Genomic DNA, 20,793 nt, shown 5'->3' on the forward strand with positions numbered 1-20,793 from the left:
GAAAAACCAAGTGACCCGCCTATGCTGCCTCACCATGATCACCACGAGAGAAGACGGCTACGAGCTGTCCACCGATCCGAACCGTGTCGACGTCGACCTGGTACACCGCTGGCTCTCGACCGACGCGTACTGGGCGCTCGACCGCAGCCGGGAAACCTTCGAGGAGTCGGTGCGCGGCTCCCTCAACTTCGCGGTCCACGACTCCGCCGGCCAACAGGCCGCCTACGCGCGCGTCGTCACCGACCGGGCGACCTTCGCCTGGCTGTGCGACGTCTACGTCGCCCCCGCGCACCGCGGCAGGGGCCTCGGCACCTGGCTGGCCGGCGCCGTCCGCGACCACCTCGCCCCGTACCGCATCCAGCGGATCCTGCTCTCCACCCGCGACGCCCACGCGATCTACGCGAAGGCAGGATTCAGACCCTTCCCGAACCCCGAGAACCTGATGATCCTCAGCCCGGCCCAGTGATGCGCGTAGTGGTCCTGTGCGGTGGAGCGAGCCCCGAGCGGGACGTCTCCCTGGCCTCGGGCTGGTCGGTGACCCGGGCCCTGCTGGAGCTGGGCCACGAGGTGGTGCCGGTCGACCCCGCCGCCGAGGCGCCGGTCCTGGCCGGGCCGCTACGGCCCGGGGACGCGGTCGACGGGGTGGCGGTGGGGAAGGAACCGCCGCCCCCGTCGGACCAGCACGGGGCGGACCGGCGCATGCACGCCGCCCTCACCGGCGGTCCGGTCCTGGAGCTGCTGCGCGGCGCGGATCTGGTCTTCGTGGCGCTGCACGGCGGCTGGGGCGAGGACGGGCAGGCGCAGGCGCTGCTGGAGGCGGCCGGCGTACGGTTCACCGGTGCGGGCAGCGCGGCGTGCGCCGCGGCGTGGCACAAGGGGCGGGCGCAGGCCGCGCTGGCCGCGGGCGGGGTGCCGGTGGCCGAGCGGGCGCTGTGGCGGCCCGGGGCGGGTGAGGTGCCGCACGGCGTGCAACGACTCGTCGCGGCCGGGCCGGTGGTGGTCAAGCCGGTGGCGGACGGTTCGAGCGTGTCGGTCCACCGGGTCGACTCGCTCGACCGACTGGCGCGCGTCGCGGCCGAGGTGCGCCCCGGTGATGTCGAGCTGATGGTGGAGCCGTTCCTGCCGGGGCGGGAGTTCACCGTGGCCGTGGTCGGCGGCCGGGCGCTCCCCGTGGTCGAGATCGAGCTGACGACGCCGCTGTTCGACTACGCGGCCAAGTACCAGCCCGGGGCGGTCCGGGAGGTGTGTCCGGCGCTCGTCCCGGACGGCTTCGCCTCCCGGCTGCGGGAGCTGGCCCTGCGCGCGCACCGGACCCTGGGCTTCGGCGGCGACGCGTACTCGCGCACCGACTTCCGCTGCGACGCGGGCGGGGAGCCGGTGTGCCTCGAGGTGAACGCGCTCCCCGGCCTGACCTCGTCCAGCCTGCTGCCGCTCGCGGCGGCGGGGTCCGGCTGGTCCTACACCGAGCTGATCCGGCGCATCGCGGGCCTCGCGACGGGCTGAGCGGCGGGCCGGGCCCGGACGACCGGGGGCCGACGGCCGGGCCGCGCGCTCACGGGCCGCGTGGTCACGGGCCGGGGTGGCCCCCGCGCAGGGCGGCGGCCACCGGGCCGTCGCCGAGGACCGCGATCCGGCCCGCCTCCACGCCCTGCGCCACGCTGAGCAACCCCTCGCCCAGTTCGCGGCAGGTGTCGGCGTCGAGCACGAGGCGGGCGTCCGGCGCCCCCGCGGGCCCGTCCCCGTACGCCGGTCCCTCTCCCCCGAGGCGGACGTGGAACACGCCCTCGTCCAGGACCACGTCGACGACGCCCGGGCCCGCCGCCTCCGCGAGGCGGCGCAGCAGGGGCAGGGCGAACCAGTGCGCACGCAGGGCGTCGGTGGGCCGGCGTTCGGCGAGGTCGGGGGCGCCCCATTCGGCCAGGGCCGTCAGCACGGGCAGCAGGCCGGCGCCGCGCCCGGTGAGTTCGTACACCGTCGCGGCTCCCGGCGGCGGCAGCTTGCGGCGCGTCGCGAGCCCCTGCGCCTCCATGTCCTTGAGCCGGGTGGCGAGCACGTCCGTGGAGACGCCGGGCAGATCGGCGTGGAGGTCGGTGTACCGGCGGGGTCCGGCCAGCAGCTCCCGGACGATCAACAGGGTCCAGCGGTCCCCGACCGCGTCCAGGGCGCGGGCCGAGGCGCAGTACTGGTCGTAGCTTCGACGGCGTGGCTGACGTGGTGACATGCAGCGCAGTCTAGACAAGATGTTGGACTTTCCAAGCTCTCACTTGGTAAAACCAAGCAAGAAGGTTGGAGTACCGGGAACAGGGAGGGCACGGCATGGAGTTCCGGCAGTCGAGCAAGCTCAGCGAGGTCTGCTACGAGATCCGGGGCCCGGTGATCGAGCACGCCAACGCGCTGGAGGAGGCGGGCCACAGCGTGCTGCGCCTCAACACCGGCAACCCGGCCCTGTTCGGGTTCGAGGCCCCCGAGGAGATCGTCCAGGACATGATCCGGATGCTCCCCCGGGCCCACGGCTACACCGACTCGCAGGGCGTGCTCTCCGCCCGCCGCGCCGTCGTCCAGCGCTACCAGGCGATCGGCCTGACCGATGTGACGGTGGAGGACGTCTTCCTCGGCAACGGTGTCTCCGAACTGGTCTCCATGGCCGTCCAGGCCCTCCTCGAGGACGGGGACGAAGTCCTCATCCCCGCCCCCGACTTCCCGCTCTGGACCGCCGTCACCACCCTCGCCGGCGGCAAGGCCGTGCACTACGTCTGCGACGAGTCCGCCGACTGGTACCCGGACCTCGAGGACATGGCGTCCAAGATCACGGACCGCACCAAGGCCGTGGTCATCATCAACCCCAACAACCCCACGGGCGCGGTCTACCCCAAGGAGGTCCTGGAGGGCATCCTCGAGCTGGCCCGCCGCCACCAGCTGATGGTCTTCGCGGACGAGATCTACGACCAGATCCTGTACGACGACGCGGTGCACCACAGCGCCGCGGTCCTCGCCCCCGACCTGGTCGTCCTGACCTTCTGCGGTCTGTCGAAGACCTACCGGGTGGCGGGGTTCCGCTCCGGCTGGCTGGTGGTGAGCGGCCCCCGGCAGCATGCGCGCAGCTATCTGGAGGGGCTGACCATGCTCGCCTCGATGCGGCTGTGCGCCAATGCCCCGGCCCAGTACGCCATCCAGGCCGCGCTGGGCGGGCGCCAGTCCATCAAGGAGCTGACCGCCCCGGGCGGCCGCCTCCTCGAACAGCGCGACCGCGCCTGGGAGAAGCTGAACGAGATCCCCGGGGTGTCCTGCGTGAAGCCGAAGGGCGCGCTGTACGCCTTCCCGCGCATCGACCCGAAGGTGCACCCGATCCACGACGACGAGCGCTTCGTGCTCGACCTGCTGCTCCGCGAGAAGATCCAGGTCGTCCAGGGCACCGGCTTCAACTGGCCGCGCCCCGATCACTTCCGGATCCTGACCCTGCCGTACGCCGACGACCTGGACGCGGCGATCAGCCGGATCGGCCGGTTCCTGAGCGGGTACCGGCAGTAGGCCGGAGATGACGAGAGCGCCGCTCCCGGTGGGGAGCGGCGCTCTCGTCATGTGCGCTCGCCGTGTGGCGCCGCCGCCGGTCAGGCGATGGAGGCCGCCACGATCGCGGCGACCGCGAGGTTGCAGGAGGCGGTGACCCAGACGGCCGGGTGCGGCTCCGGGTCGACGACGATGGCGCCGAGCTTGCCCGGGGTCACCAGGTCCAGCACCAGGAAGGCCACGGCCATCAGGACCAGGCCGAGGACGCCGAAGGCGGCGGTGGACAGCAGGCCCTTGCCGAAGTCGTCGTAGGTCGTCCAGATCGAGGTGAAGACGATGCCGCCGATGCCGAGGAGCGCCGAGCTGAGCAGGAGGGCCGCATTGCGGTTGCGCTCCTCCCAGATCTGCTTCGGGAGCTTCCCGGGCGTCAGCACGTCCACGAGGACGATGCCGAGGATCAGCAGCACCAGGCCGAGGGCGCCGTAGGCGCTGGTACGGCCAAGTCCGTTGACGATGTCGCTCATTGAGAAGCCTGTCTCCGCGTGGGTGGGAAAGGATGTGCCAGGAGGTCCCGTGGGGAGGCCGAATCTATCGCACGGCCCCGCCCCGGACCATGGGGAGGTCAGGAAATGGCAAAGGTCAGGGCCGCACGGGCCGGGGAGGCCGGGGAGGCCGGGGCGCTGACCGCGCTGGTGATGCGGTCGAAGGCGCACTGGGGGTACGACGCGGACTTCCTCGCCGCGTGCGCGCCGCAGCTGTGCGTACGGGAGGGCGAGCTGGCCGCCCGGCGCGTGGTGGTGGCCGAAAACGCGCGCGGGGAGCTGCTGGGCGTCGCCTCCCTGGAGGACCTGGAGGGCCTCGAGGGCCTCGAGGGCCTCGAGGAGGACGAGGAGGACGGACCGCGAGGGCCTGCGGCCGGCGACGGACCGTGGGCGCGGCTCGGGCTGCTGTTCGTGGAACCCTCGGCGATCGGGCTCGGCATCGGGCGGCTGCTGTACCGGGACGCGGTGCGCCGGGCCGCCGCGCTCGGCTTCCGGAGGCTGCTGATCGAGGCCGATCCGCACGCGGCGGGCTTCTACCAGGCGATGGGCGCCGCCCGCCGCCGCGACCCCGGCCCGGACGGGCTCGTACGGTTCGAGGTGGCGCCCGTACCGCTCGCGGGCTGGGCCCGGGCCTGGACGGGCGGGGTCCCCGCGGTGCACGTGGGCAACGTCGCGGAGTTCAACGCCCAGTTCGCCGACGCCTCCCTCGACCGGGAGCAGCGGGCCGCGCACGACTACGCCTGCCTCGCCGCGTTCTACAGCCCCTGCCCGGCGGCGCTGGTGCTGCCCCGGGCGGTGCCCCCGGGCTGGGTCGCCCTGGTCGGCCGGCAGCTGGGCTGGGGCCCGGAGGTCGAGGTCTACGACGGGCTCGTGGAGCGGGGCCCCGGGCTGTCGGACGCCGTACGGGCCCGGCCGGCGCTGGCCGAGCGGGTGACGGGGCGCGGGCTGCCCCTCGTACCGTGGGGGCGGACGGGACCGTACGCGCGTCTCGCGGGCCTGCCGTGGCGGCCTCGGGAGCTGCGGTACGAGTCGAAGTCGGCCGCGCACGAACTGTTCGGGCGGATCCTGGCGGGCGGAGGGCATCCCGGGATCACCCTCCCCGCGCAGTGGCGGGCCACGACCCGCCGGGCGGCCGCCCGGCTGCTGGCGGGGCGGGCCCGGGCGGGAGAGAGCACCGTTCTCAAATCGGAGCACGGCGTCGGGGGTTCGGGCACCACGGTGGTGACCCCGGCCCGGGTACGGGAAGCGGGCGGGGCCCGTGCCGTGCTGCGCGGGCTGCCGCGCGGGCCGCTGCTGCTGGAGGAGTACGTGCAGGGCCCGCAGCGGGACGCGGACGGGCCCCGGGACCTGACCTACGACGGGTTCGTGGACGGCGCGGGCCGGGCGCACGAGGTCGGCGCGGCGGTGATGGACGTGGCCGACGGCGGCTACCGGGGCGCGACGGTCGGGCCCGGGGTGGTGCCCGCCCGCCTGGCGGGGCCGCTGCTCGCCTTCGGGGCGGCGGTGGGCCGGGAGCTGGCGGCCTGCGGCTACCGGGGCTGGTTCGACGTGGACTTCGTGGCGGACGCGGCGGGGCGGCTCGCGCCGACCGAGGCCAACCTGCGGCTGACCGGCCCGTCGGCGGCCTTCATGGTGGCGGCCCGCCTCGACGAGCTGCGGGGCGCGGGGCACCTCGTACGGATCGCGGACCGGGTGGAGCTGGGCGCACGGCTGCCGGACGCCCAGCTGGAGGAGGTGTGCGCGGACCTCGCCCGGGGCTGTGCGGAGCTGGGGGCGGTGTTCGTCCCGGCCATCCCGACCGGCGCCTTCGACCCGGCGCCCTGGCTCGGGATCCTGGTGGCCGCGCGCGGCGCCGGGGCGCTGGACGCGGCCGAGGCGCTGGTGCGGGAGCGGGCGCTCGCCGCCGGGGCCGGCTTCGGCGGCGAGTTCGGCGCGGAGCCCGGTGCCGAAGCCGGAGTGGGGCGGGCCCCGGGCGCGGCCCGCGGGGGTCAGTCGTCGAAGTCGAAGGGGCTGGCGGGCTTCCGGGTGGCGTAGAGGGCCACCACGACGGCCGCGACCATGAGCGGGACGTTGAAGGCGTAGACGAGGGCGGCCTGGCGCGGCCAGTCCTGTTTGGCTGCCAGCCGGTAGAGGTTGTCCTGCGGCCACCAGGCGATCAGCAGGTACACGATCGCCAGATGGGCGGCGGTGGTGATGCCGCGTCCGCGTCCCTGGGCCAGCATCGGGCCGCGTCCGCCGAACAGGAAGGCCACTCCGACGCCGAAGGCCAGGCATTCGCACAGGTAGAGGAGCCAGAAGAGCAGGGCCCAGGGGTTCGGGACGCCGGTCAGGTCGGTGGAGCCGGGCCAGATGAGGTTGGTGACGACCCGGCTGAGGAGACCGATGGCCGGCGCCCCGCAGCCGAGTGCGCAGGAGAGCGGCAGTACGGCCCCGCTCCCGCCCGTGGCCTTGCCCGCGCTCCGGCCGCCGTGCTTTCCCCCGCCGCGGCCCGTCGGTACGGGGGCCAGCAGCAGCGGCGGCTGCGGCAGCTGCGTCCGGTCCTCCCGGCCGGCGCGGGTACGGGGCAGGGCGCGCATCCGGATCACCGCGCGGGGGACCTGGCCGGCGGGTACCCGGCCCGTCAGGTACTCCCGCAGCAGGACCGGGTCCGGCAGCCCGTCGGCCGGGGCCCCGGGCGGCGGGGAGACGTAGGCGACGAGCCGGTGCCCGCCCCCGCCGACGGACACCCCGGCCACCAGGGCCGCGCCGACGCCCGGGTGCGTACGGATCACGGACTCCAGCGGGTACGGGTCGATGCGGCGGCCGGCCAGCTCGAACCGGTCGCGGACCCGGCCGACGAACTCCAGGAGCCCGTCCGGGCGCAGGACCCCGAAGTCCCCGGTGGGTATCGGATCGCCGCCGGGCGGGGTGAGGGCGATCTCCCCGTCGAGCACGTGGACCCGGCAGCCGGGGAAGGGGGTGCCGAGCAGGGAGATCCGCTCCGGGTCGTCCAGCGGGCGGGGCAGCTGCGGCAGTTCGAACCAGGTGCCGGTGCCCGCGGCCTCGGTGAGGGCGTAGACGTTGAGCACGCGGGCGCCGGGGCGCAGCCGGTCCTGTAGGGCGCTCTGTTCGTCGAGGTAGAGCCGGTCCCCGCCGACGGCGAGCAGCCGCAGCGAGCGCAGCGCCGCATCGGGTGCGCGGCGGGCCCCGGGCAGGGCCGCCGGCGCCGGCGGCGCGTCGCCGGTCAGCAGCCACCCGGCGCCGGCCGGGTCGGTGTGGAGCACGCTGACCTCGGCGTCCCGGACGGCGCGGCGCAGGCCCTCGGGTGTCCAGGCGGCGCCCTCGGGCAGCACGAGGGCGCCGCCGGAGCACAGGGCCCGGGTCCAGCCCGCGGCGAAGGCGGTGACGTCCGGCCCGGCCGTGATCAGGTGCCGGTCCTCGGGGGTCAGCCGGGCCACCTCGGCCCAGCCCTCGTAGGCGGCGAGCAGGAGGGCGTGCCCGACGGGGACGGGGCGCGGCACGGCGCTCCCGGTGAACAGCAGGGCCGCCTGCGCGCCGGCCGCCGGGCGGGCCGGCGGTGTCTCGCCGGGCCGCTCGGCGATCTCGGCGGCCTCCTCGTCCAGCCGGATCACCCGCAGGCCGCCGGCGTCGTCCAGGGCCGCCTGGTGGGCGGTGTGGGTGAGCAGCGCGAAGGGCGGGGCGGCGGCGAGCTGCCGGCGCCCGGCGGCCGGCGTGGTGACGTCGACGACGGTGTAGACGCCGCCGGCCTTGAGGACGGCGAGCAGGCAGACGGCCAGTTCGGCCTGCTGGGCGGTACCGACGGCGACGAGGCCGCCCGAGGGCAGGCCGGACGCGAGCAGACGGTGCGCCAGCCGGTTGGCGCGCCGGTCGAGCTGCCCGTACTCGACGGTCTTCGCGCCGGTGATGAGGGCCGGGGCCCCGGGGGTGTCCCGGGCCCGCCGTTCGAAGTGGTGCAGGACGGTGTCGGTGGTGCCCTTCCCGAAGCGGACGGGCTCGGTTCCCTGCGTCATGGACCGATGATGCCACCGGGGGCCGACAACGGACCGGCGATGGACCGCGATGGACCGGCGATCGAATTTCCCTCGCACAGCGGGGAGTTGGCATCCCCGGAGGAGGTCCGGACCCGCGAAGCCTTGACCTGAGGTTTGGTTGAGGTTCTAGCGTGGGGGCATGGACATGGAAGTCACCGCCTGGCATTCGCTGCACAGTGCGATCAACGCCCAGCAGGACCGCCGCCCGCTCTCCCGGGCCAGCCTGCGCCGGATCGCCTCCTTCGCCCGCCCGCACCGGCGCGGGCTGACCCTCTTCCTGCTGCTCAGCGTGGTCGGCGCGCTGCTGGCGGTGGCCACTCCACTGCTGGCCAGCCGGATCGTGGACGCCATCGTCGGGGGCGGGGACCAGGCCGAGGTCACCCGGCTCGCGCTGCTCATCGCGGTGATCGCGGTGGCCGAGGCGGGGCTGGGCCTGCTGACCCGCAAACTGTCCGCCACCCTCGGCGAGGGGCTGATCCTCGACCTGCGCCGGGCGGTCTTCGACCACGTCCAGCGGATGCCGGTCGCCTTCTTCACCCGGACCCGCACGGGCGCGCTGGTCAGCCGGCTCAACAACGACGTGATCGGCGCCCAGCGGGCCTTCAGCAACACCCTCTCCGGGGTGGTCTCCAACATCGTGACCCTGCTGCTGACGCTCGGGGTGATGCTCAGCATCTCCTGGCAGATCACCCTGCTGGCCCTGGTGCTGCTGCCGGTGTTCGTGCTGCCGGCCCGCCGGATGGGCGCCCGGATGGCCGGGATGCAGCGGGAGGCCTCGGCGCTGAACGCGGCGATGGGCACGCAGATGACGGAACGGTTCTCCGCCCCCGGCGCGACCCTCGTCAAGCTGTTCGGGCGGCCCGCCGACGAGTCGGCCGAGTTCGCGGCCCGCGCGGCCCGGGTCCGGGACATCGGGATCCGTACGGCGATGGCCCAGTCGGCCTTCATCACCGCCCTGACCCTGGTCTCCGCGCTGGCCCTCGCCCTGGTGTACGGCCTCGGCGGGTACTTCGCCCTGCGCGGCACCCTCGAGGCCGGCTCCGTCGTCGCCCTGGCCCTGCTCCTGACCCGCCTGTACGCCCCGCTGACCGCGCTGGCCGGGGCCCGGGTCGAGGTGATGAGCGCCATGGTCAGCTTCGAGCGGGTCTTCGAGATCCTCGACCTGAAGCCGCTGATCGCCCAGAAGCCGGACGCCGTCGAGGTGCCCGAGGGCCCGGTGGCGGTGGAGTTCGACCGGGTCTCCTTCGGCTACCCCTCCGCCGACAAGGTCTCCCTCGCCTCCCTGGAGGAGGTGGCCGCCCTCGACGCCCGGGGCGGCACCGAGGTGCTCCACGAGGTGTCCTTCCGGGCCGAACCCGGCCAGATGATCGCCCTCGTCGGCTCCTCCGGCGCCGGCAAGTCGACCATCGCCCAGCTGCTGCCGCGCCTGTACGACGCCGACGCGGGCGCGGTCCGCCTCGGCGGCGTCGACGTACGGGACCTCACGGCCGACTCCATCCGCGACACCCTCGGCATGGTGACCCAGGACGGGCACCTCTTCCACGAGTCGGTACGGTCCAACCTGCTGCTGGCCCGGCCCGGGGCGGGCGAGGACGAGCTCTGGGAGGCCCTGCGCCGATCCCGCCTGGACGGGCTGGTCGCCTCCCTCCCGGACGGCCTGGACACCGTCGTCGGCGAGCGCGGCTACCGGCTGTCGGGCGGGGAACGGCAGCGGCTGACCATCGCCCGGCTGCTGCTGGCCCGCCAGCGGGTGGTGATCCTCGACGAGGCCACCGCCCACCTGGACTCCACCTCGGAGGCGGCGGTGCAGGAGGCCCTCGCCGAGGCACTGGCCGGCCGGACCGCCGTGGTGATCGCGCACCGCCTCTCCACGGTGCAGGCGGCCGACCTGATCCTGGTGGTGGAGGACGGCCGGATCGTGGAGCGCGGCACGCACCCCGAACTGCTGGCGGCGGACGGCCGGTACGCCGAGCTGTACCGGACCCAGTTCGCCACACGCGGCGCGCCCGCCGCCGGCTGAGCCCCCGCACGGGCCGCCGTACGCCGGAACGCGCGGCGGCGTACGGCGGCGGAGCGGGCCCCCGGCCGCGGGGTCAGTCGTCCAGGAAGACGATCCGGCGGGTCTGGCCGGAGGGCCCCTGGGCGGCGGTGGCGGCGAAGCGCCCGGCGGGTACGGCCCGCTCGCGGCCCCAGGCCCGGATCTCCTCGATCTGCTCCGGGTTGTTGCGGCTGAGCGGCACCGTGTTGGCGAAGGTGTCCTGGACGAAGGCGGGCCGCATGTGCTCGGTGCCGCCGCTCAGGTAGACCTCGGCGCCTACGTCGTGCAGGGCGGCCTCGATGTCGGAGCCGGCGAAGCCCTCGGACAGGTCGACGAGCCGGGCGAGCTGCTCGGGATCGGGGTCGGTCCGCAGGTAGCGCCGGTAGTAGATCCCGATGATCTCCTCCCGGTCCTGGGCGTCGGGCAGGTCGACGAAGAACAGCTCGTCGAAGCGGCCCTTGCGCAGCAGCTCCGGCGGGAGGCTGCGCACGTCGTTGGCGGTGGCGACGACGAAGGCGCGGGACTGGGACTCCTGGAGCCAGAACAGGAACTGGCCGATGATCCGCTGCGGGACCCCGGACATGTCGCCCGCTCCGGCCAGCCCCTTCTCGATCTCGTCGATCCACAGCACGCAGGGCGCGACCCGGTCGGCGGTCTCCAGCGCCTCCCGGAAGCGGCCTTCGGACTCGCCGAGGTACTTGCCGTGGATGGAACCCATGTCGAGCCGGTACAGCGGGAGCTGCCACTGCGCGGCGATGGCCTTCGCGGACAGCGACTTGCCGCAGCCCGGGACGCCGACCAGCAGCACCCCGCGCGGCGGCCGCAGGTCGGTGGCGCGCAGGTCGGCCTGGAGGAGGCGGCCGCGGCGGCCCAGCCAGTCGCGGAGGTTGGTCAGGCCGCCCACCGTGTAGTCGGAGGCCTTCAGGGGGACCTTCTGCAGGCCGGTCAGGTCGTTGAAGATGCGGTCCTTGGACTGGGCCAGGACCAGGACGTCGTCCTCCTCCACCGAGCCCTTGGCGGCGACCGTCGCCATCAGGTTGATGGCCTCGCCCTCGGTGACCCCGACGAGGAACTCGGCGGCGCGCCGGGTGTCCTGGTCGTCCCAGGCGACGGGGATGTGCCCCCGGTGGTCGTCGAGGAAGGCGGAGAGGGTCGCGTACATCTCGTCGGCGTCGGGCGGTTCGAGCTGGAGGCTCATGCCGAGCCGCTGGACGCCGCTCCACACCGGGCTGTCGGTGATCAGGATGACACTGCCCATGTTGGTGTCGGCGAGGCGGGCGAGTTCGGCGACGTGCCGGGCCAGGGGGGTGTCGGCGTCCAGGTCGTCGGGTTCGACCAGGACCAGGGTGGCGTTGGGCCGGGAGGTGAACTGGGCGGCCGCGTACTCCATGGCGCCGGTCAGCGAACGGTCGTCCATCACTGCGGTGTTGGTGCGCAGGTCGCGCAGTCCGGTGGCCCGGGTGTAGATCCAGAAGGGCATGTTGCCGCGCCGGGCGTGGGTGGCGGCGGTGCGCACCAGGCGCAGGGCGCGCTGCTGCTCGATGGTGCGCAGGCAGATGACCGGCACCCGGGCGGAGATGTAGCTGTCGAGGTCGCGGCGGCATTCCGCGTAGTTGGACATGGGGTGGTGGTCTCCGGTCAGTCGGTGATGATGCGGCGGCGGGCGGGGGCCGCCGGGTCGTAGGACCAGCCGGCGCCGGGTGTGGTCAGGGGGTTCTCGCGCAGGGTGCGGCGGCGGGCCTCGGTCAGGCGCGGGTCGGCGCCCGCCCGTTCGGCGCCGTCCAGGGCCGCCTCCAGCTGTGCCTGGACTCCGGTGATCTGGCCCTCGACCAGTTCTCCCAGCTGCCCGCGCAGCTCCTGCGGCAGGGCGGGGTGGCCGGCGAGGGCCCTGACGGCGTCCAGGCCGGTGCGGGCCTGGACCAGGGCGCGGCCGGCGTCGAACTCGTCGCGGGCCTCGTCCAGGGCGGTGGTCAGGGAGCCGGCCCAGCTCCGCAGGCGCCGGTCGAGGGCGTCGGTGAGCTGCCGTGCGAAACGGGCCCAGGTGTCGGGGTGGTAGTCCTCGGGCCGCAGCCCCGGGAGCCGGGCGGCGGCTTCGGCGGTGGCGGCGCCGCCGTTCACGGCCCATTCCCGCAGGTACCGCGTCCAGATCTGGTGGTCGCCGCCGTGGCCCCACATGGCATCCATGGTCAGGGCTGCTCCTGCCGGGCGCCGGGGCGGCGAACCAGCTGTTCGCCGGGGGGCAGCGGGGACCAGTCGGGCAGTCCCTCGACGATCCGGCGCAGCCGTGCGGTGGTGCGTTCCTCGGCGGGGGCGGCTCCGGCGGCCCACAGGCGGCGCGTGGGGGCTCCGGGCTCGGGGGTGGTCATGCGGGTTCGCCTCCCGGGGTGACGGTGCGGCCGGCGAAGGGGGAGTTGCCCTCGGTCGCGGTGGCCAGGGATTCGATCAGCTCCCGTACGCGCGCCTCGACGGCGTCTGCGTCCTCGTAGGCCTGCTGCCATACCGTCAGTTCGACGCGGGTGGCGACGAGTTGCCGCAGGGTGTCGCGCCTGCGGTCGGCGAGGTACTGGCGCGCGGAGTCCAGGACGAGGCGGCATTTGGCGACGTCCTGGTGGATGACGAGCCAGGCGACGCCGCCGACGAGGAGCAGGGCCATGACGGCCCCGGCCACGCCGCCCGCGCTTCCGATGAGCAGGGCGACCAGGGCGGTGAGGACGGTCACCGCGACGGGCTTGGCGTACTTGTAGCGGAGGCCGGCGAGGAAGGGGGCGGTGTGCCGGTCCCAGTGGTCGCCCAGGTCCTTCTCCAGTTCGGGCAGCGGGGTGTGGAAGGAGCCCTGCCAGGGGGGCAGCTGGAACCGCTGTCCGGCGACCGGGTACGGGGAGCCGAAGCGGACCTGGACGTCCTGCGGTACGACGGCCCGGTAGTCCCGGCCATGGCCCTGGTGGGCGTGGTGGAACCACTCCCGGCAGGCGGCGACGGCGAGCCGCCGGGTGGCCTGGGAGGTGCCGATCGCGGCCGGGTTGAGGGCGGCGTTGCTCTGGACGGTGAGGTAGTCGAGGGACTCGTCGTACGAGGCGGAGTCGGCGTCGGCGACGGCCCGGGCCCTGGCGGTGTCCCCGTCGTGGGCGATCACGGCCTCCTGGTAGGCGAGGTCGCGGCGCAGGGGCAGTTCCTCGTTGTCGTACTCGGAGACGAGCCGGTCGAGGATGTCGTCGACGGCGTCCTCGAGGCGCTGCGAGGGGGCGGGCTCGGTGTTCATGATCGCCGTGTACTTGTCGAGGATCGCCTGCTGGCCGCGGGCGGCGGAGAGCACCCCGCCCAGCTGCGGCCACTGCGGGCAGAGCCCGCTCAGGAAGGGGAACTCGGTGGGCGGTACGGGCGGGCAGAGGTTGCGCAGTTCGGCGCCCCAGCGCTCGATCTGGGCGTCCTGGGCGCCGGTGTCGCCGCCGAGCAGGGTGTGCCACTCGTCGAGGACGACGCGCAGCATGGCCCGGCCGGCCGGGCCGAAGGCGCCCTGGGCCACGGACTCCAGGATGACGGCGAACTCGCGGCCGAGGGCCCGGGGGTCCTGGGCCAGCAGGTAGTGGCGCAGCCAGCGGGCGGATTCGGTCTGCCGGCCCTGGCGCCGCAGGACGAGGGCGAAGAGCAGCGAGGTGCGGTCCGGGGAGCGGCGGAAGGCCTCCTCCACGGCCCGTTCGCACAGGGCGGGGTCGTCGGCCGACCAGGCGGCGAGCGCCACCAGCGCGGGCGCGAGCCAGTACCGGGGGGTCTGGAGCATCAGCTGGTCGCCGACGGTGCGGACGGTGTCCTCGGAGACCAGGCCGATGTCGAAGGCCTGGAGCATGCCGACGGCGGTGCGCCGGACGACCTTGTGGTGGCCGAAGTCGTGGTCGAGCTGGTCCTGGAGGACGCCGACCCGGGTCTCGGCGCGCTGGAGCGCCGCTACCAGCCGGGCCTGGGCGGCGAAGGCCCGGAACTCGTCGCGCAGCTGCTGGAGTTCGCTGCGGGTCTGCTGCTGGTTCGCCTCGACCGAGTTGACCTGCCCGGAGACGTGGCCGACCTGTTCGGCGACCTGGGCGACGAGCCGGTTGACCGCGGCGAGCTTGATGTGCAGTCCGGCGTCGATGCCGCTCATGCGCCGCCTCCCTGCCGGAGCGCGGCGGGCCGTACCACCGAACCGTTCGTCAGGACGGGCAGCACCAGTCCGTCGGAGTAGACCTCCACGCACGCGTAGCCGGGGTTGCGCACCAGCATCCGGGCGTTGCCGTAGGGGTCGGGCAGGGTGTCGCGGGGTGCGTAGTGCGTGACGATGGCGCCGAAGAGGTCGAGGATGTGGTCCACGTACGGCGGGCCGAGGTGGCAGCGGGCGAGGAAGCCGACCGGCGCGCTGAGGTACTCGGCCGCGTACTGTCCGCGGATCCGGTCGGCGAGCCGCCGGCGGGCCGCCTCGTCGAGGCCGGCGTCCAGCAGTCCGACGGCTTCGAGGAGCTCCCCCGGGCGGTTCTTCAGCCGGTCGGCGAGCGGGCCCGGGGCGCGGGTGGCCCCGGTGGCCGCGGGCGCCGGGCCCATGCCCGTGCCCGTCGTCTGTGGGTCCTGTGCCGGTCCGACGACCCGCCGCGGACGCTCGATGTACCCCATGGCCTCCCCCGATTTCATGAGTGGAGCACGCAGATTAATGACGTTCCGTCAATCGTGCGACCCCAAAAGGGATTCGAGCCATGGCGGACCGGCAACCGCCCCCGATGCGACCGGATTTCGGCCAGTGGAAGCCCGGCGCGGCGGATCACACTGGGGCCATGGGGAAGGTGTACGCCCTGCTCGTGGGCATCAACGAGTACCGCAGCCCAGTACGTGCCGATCTGCGCGGGTGTCTGAACGACGTGGCCGGGGCCCGCGCCGCCCTGGAGGCGGCGGCCCCGGGCCGGGTCCTCGCCCGGGTCCTCACCGACGGCGGGGCCACGGCCGCCGCCGTGGAGGAGGGCATCCGCGGCCACCTGGGGCGGGCCGGGGCCGGGGACACCGCGCTGCTGTGGTTCTCGGGGCACGGCACGGAGTACCCGGCGAGCACCCCGCAGGAGCTGCTGCTGGAGCCGACCGGCCTGTGCCAGGCACTGGTCTGCGCGGACGGGCCGCTGCCGGACAAGCGTCTCGGCGGGCTGCTCGACGGGGCGGCGGCGGGCGGGGCCCGGGTGGTGGCGGTGCTGGACTGCTGTTTCTCGGGCGGCGCGAGCCGTAAGGACGGGGCCGCCGCCCGCGCGCTGCCCCCGCTGCCGCAGTGGCGCCCGTCGGTGGCGGCGGCCCGGGACCTGAGCGGGCCCGTCGGCCGGCCGCGGCACGTGCTGCTGGCCGCGAGCCGGCTCGGCCAGCCCTCGTACGAGCGGCTCCTCGAGGGGCCCGACGGGCCGCGTACGCAGGGGGTGTTCTCGTACGTCCTGACCCGTGCGCTGCGCCGGGCCGCGCCGTCGGCCACGGCCCGGGAGCTGCTCGCGGAGGCGGACGCGGGGGTGCGGCGGCTCGTGGACGGGCAGCAGCCGGTGCTCTTCCCGGCCGAGCCGGGCGGGCCCGCGGACCGGCCGCTGCTGGGCGGCGCTGCCCGGCGGCCGAGCCCGTACCTGCTGCGGGAGGGCCCGGACGGCTGGGAGGTGGACTGCGGGCGGGTGCACGGGCTGACCGGTGGCGCGGGTACGGAGTTCACGGCGGCGGGCGGGCTCGTACGGGCCACCGCGGTGCGGGCGGACCGGACGCTGGTCGATCCCGACGGCTGGGCCCCGGAGCCGGGGTCGGTGCACGCGGTGTCCCTGTCGGCCCTGGCGCTGCCCCCGGCCGCGGTGGTCCTCGACGGGGAGGGACCCGGCGGGGAGGGGCCCGGCGGCGGCCCGGTCCTGCCCGCCTCGCCGCTGCTGCGCGAGGTCGCGGCCGGTTCGGCGGAGGCGGCCGCGGCGGGGCTGCTGCTGCGCGTCGAGGTCCGCGGGGCGCGGGCCCGCATCCTGCGCCGCGACGGGTCCCCGTACGTGCCCCCGCTGCCGCTGGCCACGGCGGCCGACACCGCGCGGCTGGCCGACTGCCTGACCCGGCTGGTGCACTGGCACCGCATCCGGGACCTCAGCGCGGGACTGTCCCCGCTGAGCGGGCACGTGAAGGTGGAGGTGCTGCCCTGGGCGGCCCGCGACGGCGAGCCCCTGCGGCCCGACGCGAACGGGGAGATCGTCCTCTCGTACGACGGCCCGCGCGAGCCGTGGGTCACGGTGCGGCTGCGCAACACCGGGCCCCGGCCGCTGTGGTGCGTACTGGTCAACCTCGACGACCGCTTCGGCGCCGGATCGGAGCTGTTCCCGGGGCAGTTCATCGGCCCCGGCATGACCGGCCACGCGCTGGACGGGCAGCCGGTGCGGCTGGTGCTGCCCGCCTCCCGGCCGGTGCGCCCGGGGGCCTCGGTACGGGACTGGCTGACGGTGGTGGCGGCCGAGGGGGAGCTGAACACGGTGCCGTTCCACCTGAGCCGCTGGGAGCCGGACGCGGTACGCGCGGACGCGCCCCGGCGTGCGCCCGTGGACGGGCTGCTGCGGCTGGCCGGAGCGGCGGGGGGCGACGGGGGCCGCGACCTGCTGCCCGCGCTCCCCTCCGCCCCCGGGCAGTGGGCGGCGAGCACCCTGGCCCTGCGCACGGTGGTCCCGTAGCGAGCGCCTCACTGCCCCAGGTGGGTGAAGCCGGCCCAGGCGCTGAGGTCGTGCGGGTCGAGGTGCGCCAGCCGGGCCGCGAGCGCGGGCGGCAGCCCGTCGGGGACGGTCCGGTGCGGGTCCAGCATCCACAGCTGGGCCCGGCGCAGCGCCCGGGCGGGCGGCTCCTGTTCGCGGCGCAGGTAGTGGTGGGTCAGGAACATCAGGACGGAGGTCGCCTCGTCCGGTACCGGCCACAGCGAGCCGATGACGGAGCGGCTGCCGGCCGCGAGGAAGGCGGAGGACAGGCTGTACGCCTCGTTGTGGCCGCGCCCCGAGACCTGGCTGCGGCAGGCGGCGAGCACGACGAGGCCGAGCGGTCCGCGGACGGCCCCGGCCAGTTCCTCGGCGGTGAGCGCACCGCCCTTGAGGGCGAGGTAGGAGCTGCGGGGCCGGTTCTCCTCGACGGTGCCGTGGCAGGCCAGGTGCAGGACGGCGCCGCCGTCGGCGCGTTCGCGCAGCCAGCGGGCGACCTCGGCGGGGGTGCCGTCCCCGGTGCGCAGGCCCAGGTGGTCGCCGTCCGGGTAGAACACCCGGTGGACGGCGTCGGCCTCCTCCCCCGCGTACGGGAGGTCGCCGGTGGGGTTGCCGACGATCAGCGCGGCGCCGGTGTGGGCGGCGGCCGGGCGGGCCGCGACCTCGCAGAGCAGGCGCGCGGAGGCCGCGTACGAGATCTCCGCGTCCTGGAGCGCGTAGCGGCGGCCCGTGCCCCCGTCGGCGAAGGCCGCGTGCCAGGGGACGAGGCCGAGCGGGCCCATCGGGACGAGGACCAGCCGGGGCACCCTGCCCGGCCGGTCGGGGACCTGGAAGAGGCCGAGCAGTGGCCGCAGGGCGGCCCGCCAGGCCCAGGAGCAGAGCCGGTCGAGCCGGTCGCGCAGCGGCGGGGCCGGCTCCGGGCGGGCGGGGCCGTAGCCGGGGACGGGCTCGATGTCCCGGGGCGCCGTCCCCTCGCCGGGGCGGTACGCGCGCAGGGGGGCCGCGTCGGCCCGCAGGCCCGGCAGCGGTACCTCGTGCACGTCCCCGCCGGAGGTGACGACGAGGGCAGTGCCGGGGCACTCGGCGGTGGCGGCCACCAGGTAGACGAGGGCGTCCTTGCCCTGGGCGCTCAGGGCCGCGCCGATCTCCTGGGGGGAGGGCGGGTCGAGGAGCCGGGTGCCGGCTTCGGCGAGGGCGAGCACCACGCGGCGGCGCAGGGCGCTCGGCACGGAGTCCGGGTCGGTCTCGGCTCCGGCCGTGCGCCACTCGGCGGCCAGGGCGTCTCGTCCGGCGGCGGTGAGCAGCTCGGGAACGGACCGGCTGGTGGTGGCGGCGTGCAGGACGAGCCCACGGCAGGCGTCGAGGGCCTGGAGGGCGTCCTGCGGAGCCCTGTCGGCCACGCACCAGCCGAGGACCTCCTCGGAGAGGCCGGTGGCCATCCGGGCCGCCTCGGCGGCGTCCTGGGTGCCGGACTGGAGCAGCGCGGACCACACGAAGCCCCGCATGGCCTCCAGCCCGAGCCGGCGACCGCGCTCGCGGTCGCGGCGGGCGATGCTGCCGCGGACCCGGTAGGCCCGGCCGAGGGGGTTGACGGAGAGTGCCCACAGCCGGTGTTCGGGGCCGCCCATGGCCCCGGTGGCGCCTTCGAGGAGGGTGATGGCCCGCTCCAGGTCCCGGGCGCGCTGGGGGGAGCGCGGCTCCTCGTTCGCCGTCACCAGGGCGCCGTACGTGCTGCCCGCGTCCGAGGAGAGCCGGATCCAGGTCTCGCCGCCCGGCTCGGCGAGGGAGATCGCCTCCTCGGTCAGGGCGAGGGTCTCGCGGATCCGGGGCAGGTCGCCCGTGAGCAGGGCGTCGCGCCGCCAGGCGAGGGCCGTGTTGCCGATCACGTTGGCCCGGTGCAGGCGGGGCAGTCGCGCCGCCTGGCGGCGCAGTTCCCGGGCCGTGGGCCGCGCGGCGGGCGGTGGCGTCGGGGCGGCTCCGAGGCGCCGCGCGAGGTCCTCGCGTGCCATCCGGGCCGATTCCAGCAGGGTGACGGCCTCGATCAGGGAGGGGTCCTCGGGATCCCACTCCGCGACGGCCCGGGCGGCCTCGGCCACTTGGCGGTCGGCCTCCGCCAGGTCACCGCGTCTGGCGGCGAGCATGGCCCGGGGCGCCGCCTGCTGCACGCGCAGCAGCCGGTCCACCTTCGGGGAGCCTCCCATGGCGGTCCGCATCCGCTCCCAGTCGGCCTCCTCGACTCCGGAGCCACTGGTGATGCCCCGCAGCTGCGCGAGCATCCCCGAGGCCAGGGTGGCGCCGTAGGTCAGCCAGGGGCTGTCGTTGCCGGCCCGTACGGCCGCCTCGAAGTGCTCCACCGCCTGGGTGAGCCGGTCCGCGTCCAGCCCCGCCATGCCCTGGGCAAGGCGGAAGTTGCCGAGGACCGCGAGGCCGTGGCCGCGCCACTCGGGGTCCTCGTCCGCGTACGCGAGGACCGTCCGGGTCAGTTCCGTCTCGCGCTGCGGCCCGAGCCGTTCGCCGTCGGGGTCCAGGATCTGCAGGTTCGTGAGGAAGTGGGCGGCCCGCTCGGCGCGTTCGAGCCCGTGCCCCACCGTCCGCCAGCTCTCGAACAGCTCCGAGAACCGGCGCTCCCACATCCCCCGGGCCGGCGAGTCCTGCGCGTTGACGACCGTGTCGAAGCTGAGGTCGGGGGAGGCCCCGTCGCGCAGGCGGTCCCGGAAGTCCTCGTAGACGCGCATGACCTCCTCGAACGACACGGTCTGCGGGTGGGCCGGGCCCTGCCGGTGCTGCGCCTCGGAGACCAGCATGAGCAGCATGTCGCGTGTTTCGGCGGGCAGTCCGTCCCCCTCCAGCGCCAGCAGGGCGGCCCGTTCGATGGCCCCCGGCCGCTGCGGGTCCTGGTCGGTCTCGTAGCGCTGCTGCTGGGCGTACGCCAGGGCCAGCGCAGCGAGCGTGACCTCGCCCTGGGCCGGCTCCCACCGGTCCACGGCCCGGGTGAGCAGGGCGATCGCCCGGTCCATGGCCGCCACGTCGAGGCGTGTCTGGGCCCGGACGGACAGGTAGCGGCCGAAGACGTCGAGGTAGAACCAGGGCAGTGCGTCCATCTCGGCCCCGGTGGTGAGCAGTCCGGCCAGTTCCGCCTCGGCCCGGTCGCCCTCCTCCTCCTCGGACCAGCTGCCGGCGATCATCGCGCGGGCGAAGGCCACGCGCAGCCTGGCGTCCCGTTCCCACTCGGGGCGCTGCCCCGCGTCGGCCAGGGCGCGCAGGGTCTCGTCCCGGCCCTCCTCCAGCGCGGCCCGGTCGGCCGCGTGGTAGCCCTGGAGGATGAGCGACATCCCGCGCGACTGGCGGACCAACGGCAGGTCCCGGTCCGGGTCGCCGCCGGCCAGGACGTCTGCGTAGTAGCGGGCGGAGCGGGCATAGGAGGCGGTGTCGTCAGTGCGGATGCCGTGGCGCTGCCACAGGAAGCCGAGGGCCTCCTGGAGGTCGGCGTCCTGCCCGTCGGTGTCGTCGAGGGCGGCGCGCCCCCGCTCCAGGGCCTCGTCCAGGAGGGCGGGGTCGTCGGCACCGTCCATGACGCGGCGCTTGGTGATGTAGGCGAGGAGCCACCGGGCGAGCACCGCGGGCTGTAACAGCTCCGGCTCGTCCGGCAGTTCGGCCAGCCCCGCCGCGAGCAGCGCGTGGATCCGCCCGGCCAGTTCCAGGTCGGGCCGCTCGTCGTGTTGCAGGGCGAGGAGGTGCCCGTACATGATCCGCCGCAGCGGCCAGGACGGTCCTTCGGCGGGGCGGCGGAAGGCGTGGGCGAAGGCCTCGGCGGCCAGGTCGAGGTCCTCGGGGCCGGCCAGCTCCTCGTAGAGCCGGTAGCTCAGCTCCCCGGCCCGCCCGCACAGTTCCGGGGCTCCGGGATCGCCTGCCGGAAGGGCGGCGAGCGCGGCCATGACCTCGTCAAGGGCGGCTCTCAGGGGGTGCGCGTCAGCGGGCACGGG

15 protein-coding genes are annotated in these 20,793 nt (G+C 75.2%); 6 read left to right on the forward strand and 9 right to left on the reverse strand.

Annotated elements, in window-relative coordinates; genetic code table 11:
* The first annotated feature begins 34 nt into the window (after nucleotides 1–34).
* Both OOK34_RS30105 and OOK34_RS30110 read left to right on the forward strand, forming a co-directional pair.
* Nucleotides 35–466: a GNAT family N-acetyltransferase gene (locus OOK34_RS30105; RefSeq protein ID WP_267037321.1), complete on the forward strand. Its 432-nt coding sequence runs from the start codon at nucleotides 35–37 to the stop codon at nucleotides 464–466.
* Nucleotides 466–1,503, forward strand: a complete 1,038-nt coding sequence (locus OOK34_RS30110) for a D-alanine--D-alanine ligase (RefSeq protein WP_267037322.1) — start codon at nucleotides 466–468, stop codon at nucleotides 1,501–1,503. The genes OOK34_RS30105 and OOK34_RS30110 overlap by 1 nt, the downstream gene beginning before the upstream one ends.
* Before the next feature lie 64 nt (nucleotides 1,504–1,567).
* Here the strand turns inward: OOK34_RS30110 and OOK34_RS30115 are convergent, their stop codons facing one another.
* Nucleotides 1,568–2,221 (reverse strand): helix-turn-helix domain-containing protein, encoded by a 654-nt coding sequence (locus tag OOK34_RS30115; RefSeq protein ID WP_267037323.1) that lies wholly within the window; start codon nucleotides 2,219–2,221, stop codon nucleotides 1,568–1,570.
* 95 nt (nucleotides 2,222–2,316) lie between these two features.
* Between OOK34_RS30115 and OOK34_RS30120 the strand changes: the two genes are divergently transcribed.
* On the forward strand, nucleotides 2,317–3,528 hold the full coding sequence (locus OOK34_RS30120) for a pyridoxal phosphate-dependent aminotransferase (protein WP_267037324.1): 1,212 nt from the start codon (nucleotides 2,317–2,319) through the stop codon (nucleotides 3,526–3,528).
* Nucleotides 3,529–3,608: 80 nt separating this feature from the next.
* Here the strand turns inward: OOK34_RS30120 and OOK34_RS30125 are convergent, their stop codons facing one another.
* Nucleotides 3,609–4,031 carry a DUF350 domain-containing protein gene (locus OOK34_RS30125; protein ID WP_073908177.1) on the reverse strand — a complete coding sequence of 141 codons (423 nt, stop codon included), beginning with the start codon at nucleotides 4,029–4,031 and terminating at the stop codon, nucleotides 3,609–3,611.
* Nucleotides 4,032–4,136: 105 nt separating this feature from the next.
* On the opposite strand from OOK34_RS30125, the gene OOK34_RS30130 reads away from it, so the two are divergent.
* Nucleotides 4,137–6,083, forward strand: coding sequence for a GNAT family N-acetyltransferase (locus tag OOK34_RS30130; protein ID WP_267037325.1), 1,947 nt, complete (start codon nucleotides 4,137–4,139; stop codon nucleotides 6,081–6,083).
* Here OOK34_RS30130 and OOK34_RS30135 read toward each other — a convergent pair.
* A complete protein-coding gene (locus OOK34_RS30135; protein WP_267037326.1) occupies nucleotides 6,038–8,059 on the reverse strand; it encodes an AMP-binding protein in 2,022 nt (673 codons plus the stop codon). The two genes, OOK34_RS30130 and OOK34_RS30135, sit on opposite strands and share 46 nt — an antisense overlap.
* 160 nt (nucleotides 8,060–8,219) lie before the next feature.
* Between OOK34_RS30135 and OOK34_RS30140 the strand changes: the two genes are divergently transcribed.
* Nucleotides 8,220–10,100: an ABC transporter ATP-binding protein gene (locus OOK34_RS30140; protein WP_267037327.1), complete on the forward strand. Its 1,881-nt coding sequence runs from the start codon at nucleotides 8,220–8,222 to the stop codon at nucleotides 10,098–10,100.
* 73 nt (nucleotides 10,101–10,173) lie between these two features.
* Here OOK34_RS30140 and OOK34_RS30145 read toward each other — a convergent pair whose 3' ends face one another.
* The 5 genes from OOK34_RS30145 to OOK34_RS30165 are packed head-to-tail and all read right to left on the reverse strand — an operon-like array spanning nucleotide 10,174 to nucleotide 14,774.
* Nucleotides 10,174–11,739, reverse strand: a complete 1,566-nt coding sequence (locus OOK34_RS30145) for an AAA family ATPase (protein WP_267037328.1) — start codon at nucleotides 11,737–11,739, stop codon at nucleotides 10,174–10,176.
* A 17-nt stretch (nucleotides 11,740–11,756) separates the two neighbouring features.
* The gene (locus OOK34_RS30150) at nucleotides 11,757–12,302 is read right to left on the reverse strand and encodes a hypothetical protein (RefSeq protein WP_267037329.1); all 546 of its coding nucleotides are present in this window, start codon (nucleotides 12,300–12,302) and stop codon (nucleotides 11,757–11,759) included.
* Nucleotides 12,303–12,304: 2 nt separating this feature from the next.
* Nucleotides 12,305–12,484: a hypothetical protein gene (locus OOK34_RS30155; RefSeq protein ID WP_267037330.1), complete on the reverse strand. Its 180-nt coding sequence runs from the start codon at nucleotides 12,482–12,484 to the stop codon at nucleotides 12,305–12,307.
* On the reverse strand, nucleotides 12,481–14,253 hold the full coding sequence (locus tag OOK34_RS30160; protein ID WP_267037331.1) for a hypothetical protein: 1,773 nt from the start codon (nucleotides 14,251–14,253) through the stop codon (nucleotides 12,481–12,483). The genes OOK34_RS30155 and OOK34_RS30160 overlap by 4 nt, the downstream gene beginning before the upstream one ends.
* Nucleotides 14,250–14,774 carry a hypothetical protein gene (locus OOK34_RS30165; protein WP_267037332.1) on the reverse strand — a complete coding sequence of 175 codons (525 nt, stop codon included), beginning with the start codon at nucleotides 14,772–14,774 and terminating at the stop codon, nucleotides 14,250–14,252. The genes OOK34_RS30160 and OOK34_RS30165 overlap by 4 nt, the downstream gene beginning before the upstream one ends.
* A 140-nt stretch (nucleotides 14,775–14,914) precedes the next feature.
* On the opposite strand from OOK34_RS30165, the gene OOK34_RS30170 reads away from it, so the two are divergent.
* Nucleotides 14,915–16,795, forward strand: a complete 1,881-nt coding sequence (locus OOK34_RS30170) for a caspase family protein (RefSeq protein WP_267037333.1) — start codon at nucleotides 14,915–14,917, stop codon at nucleotides 16,793–16,795.
* Between the two features lie 8 nt (nucleotides 16,796–16,803).
* Here the strand turns inward: OOK34_RS30170 and OOK34_RS30175 are convergent, their stop codons facing one another.
* Complete coding sequence (locus OOK34_RS30175; RefSeq protein ID WP_267037334.1) at nucleotides 16,804–20,790, reverse strand: CHAT domain-containing protein; 3,987 nt, start codon at nucleotides 20,788–20,790, stop codon at nucleotides 16,804–16,806.
* Nucleotides 20,791–20,793: the final 3 nt, after the last annotated feature.

This window comes from Streptomyces sp. NBC_00091 (assembly GCF_026343185.1).
In the GTDB taxonomy this organism is placed as follows: domain Bacteria; phylum Actinomycetota; class Actinomycetes; order Streptomycetales; family Streptomycetaceae; genus Streptomyces.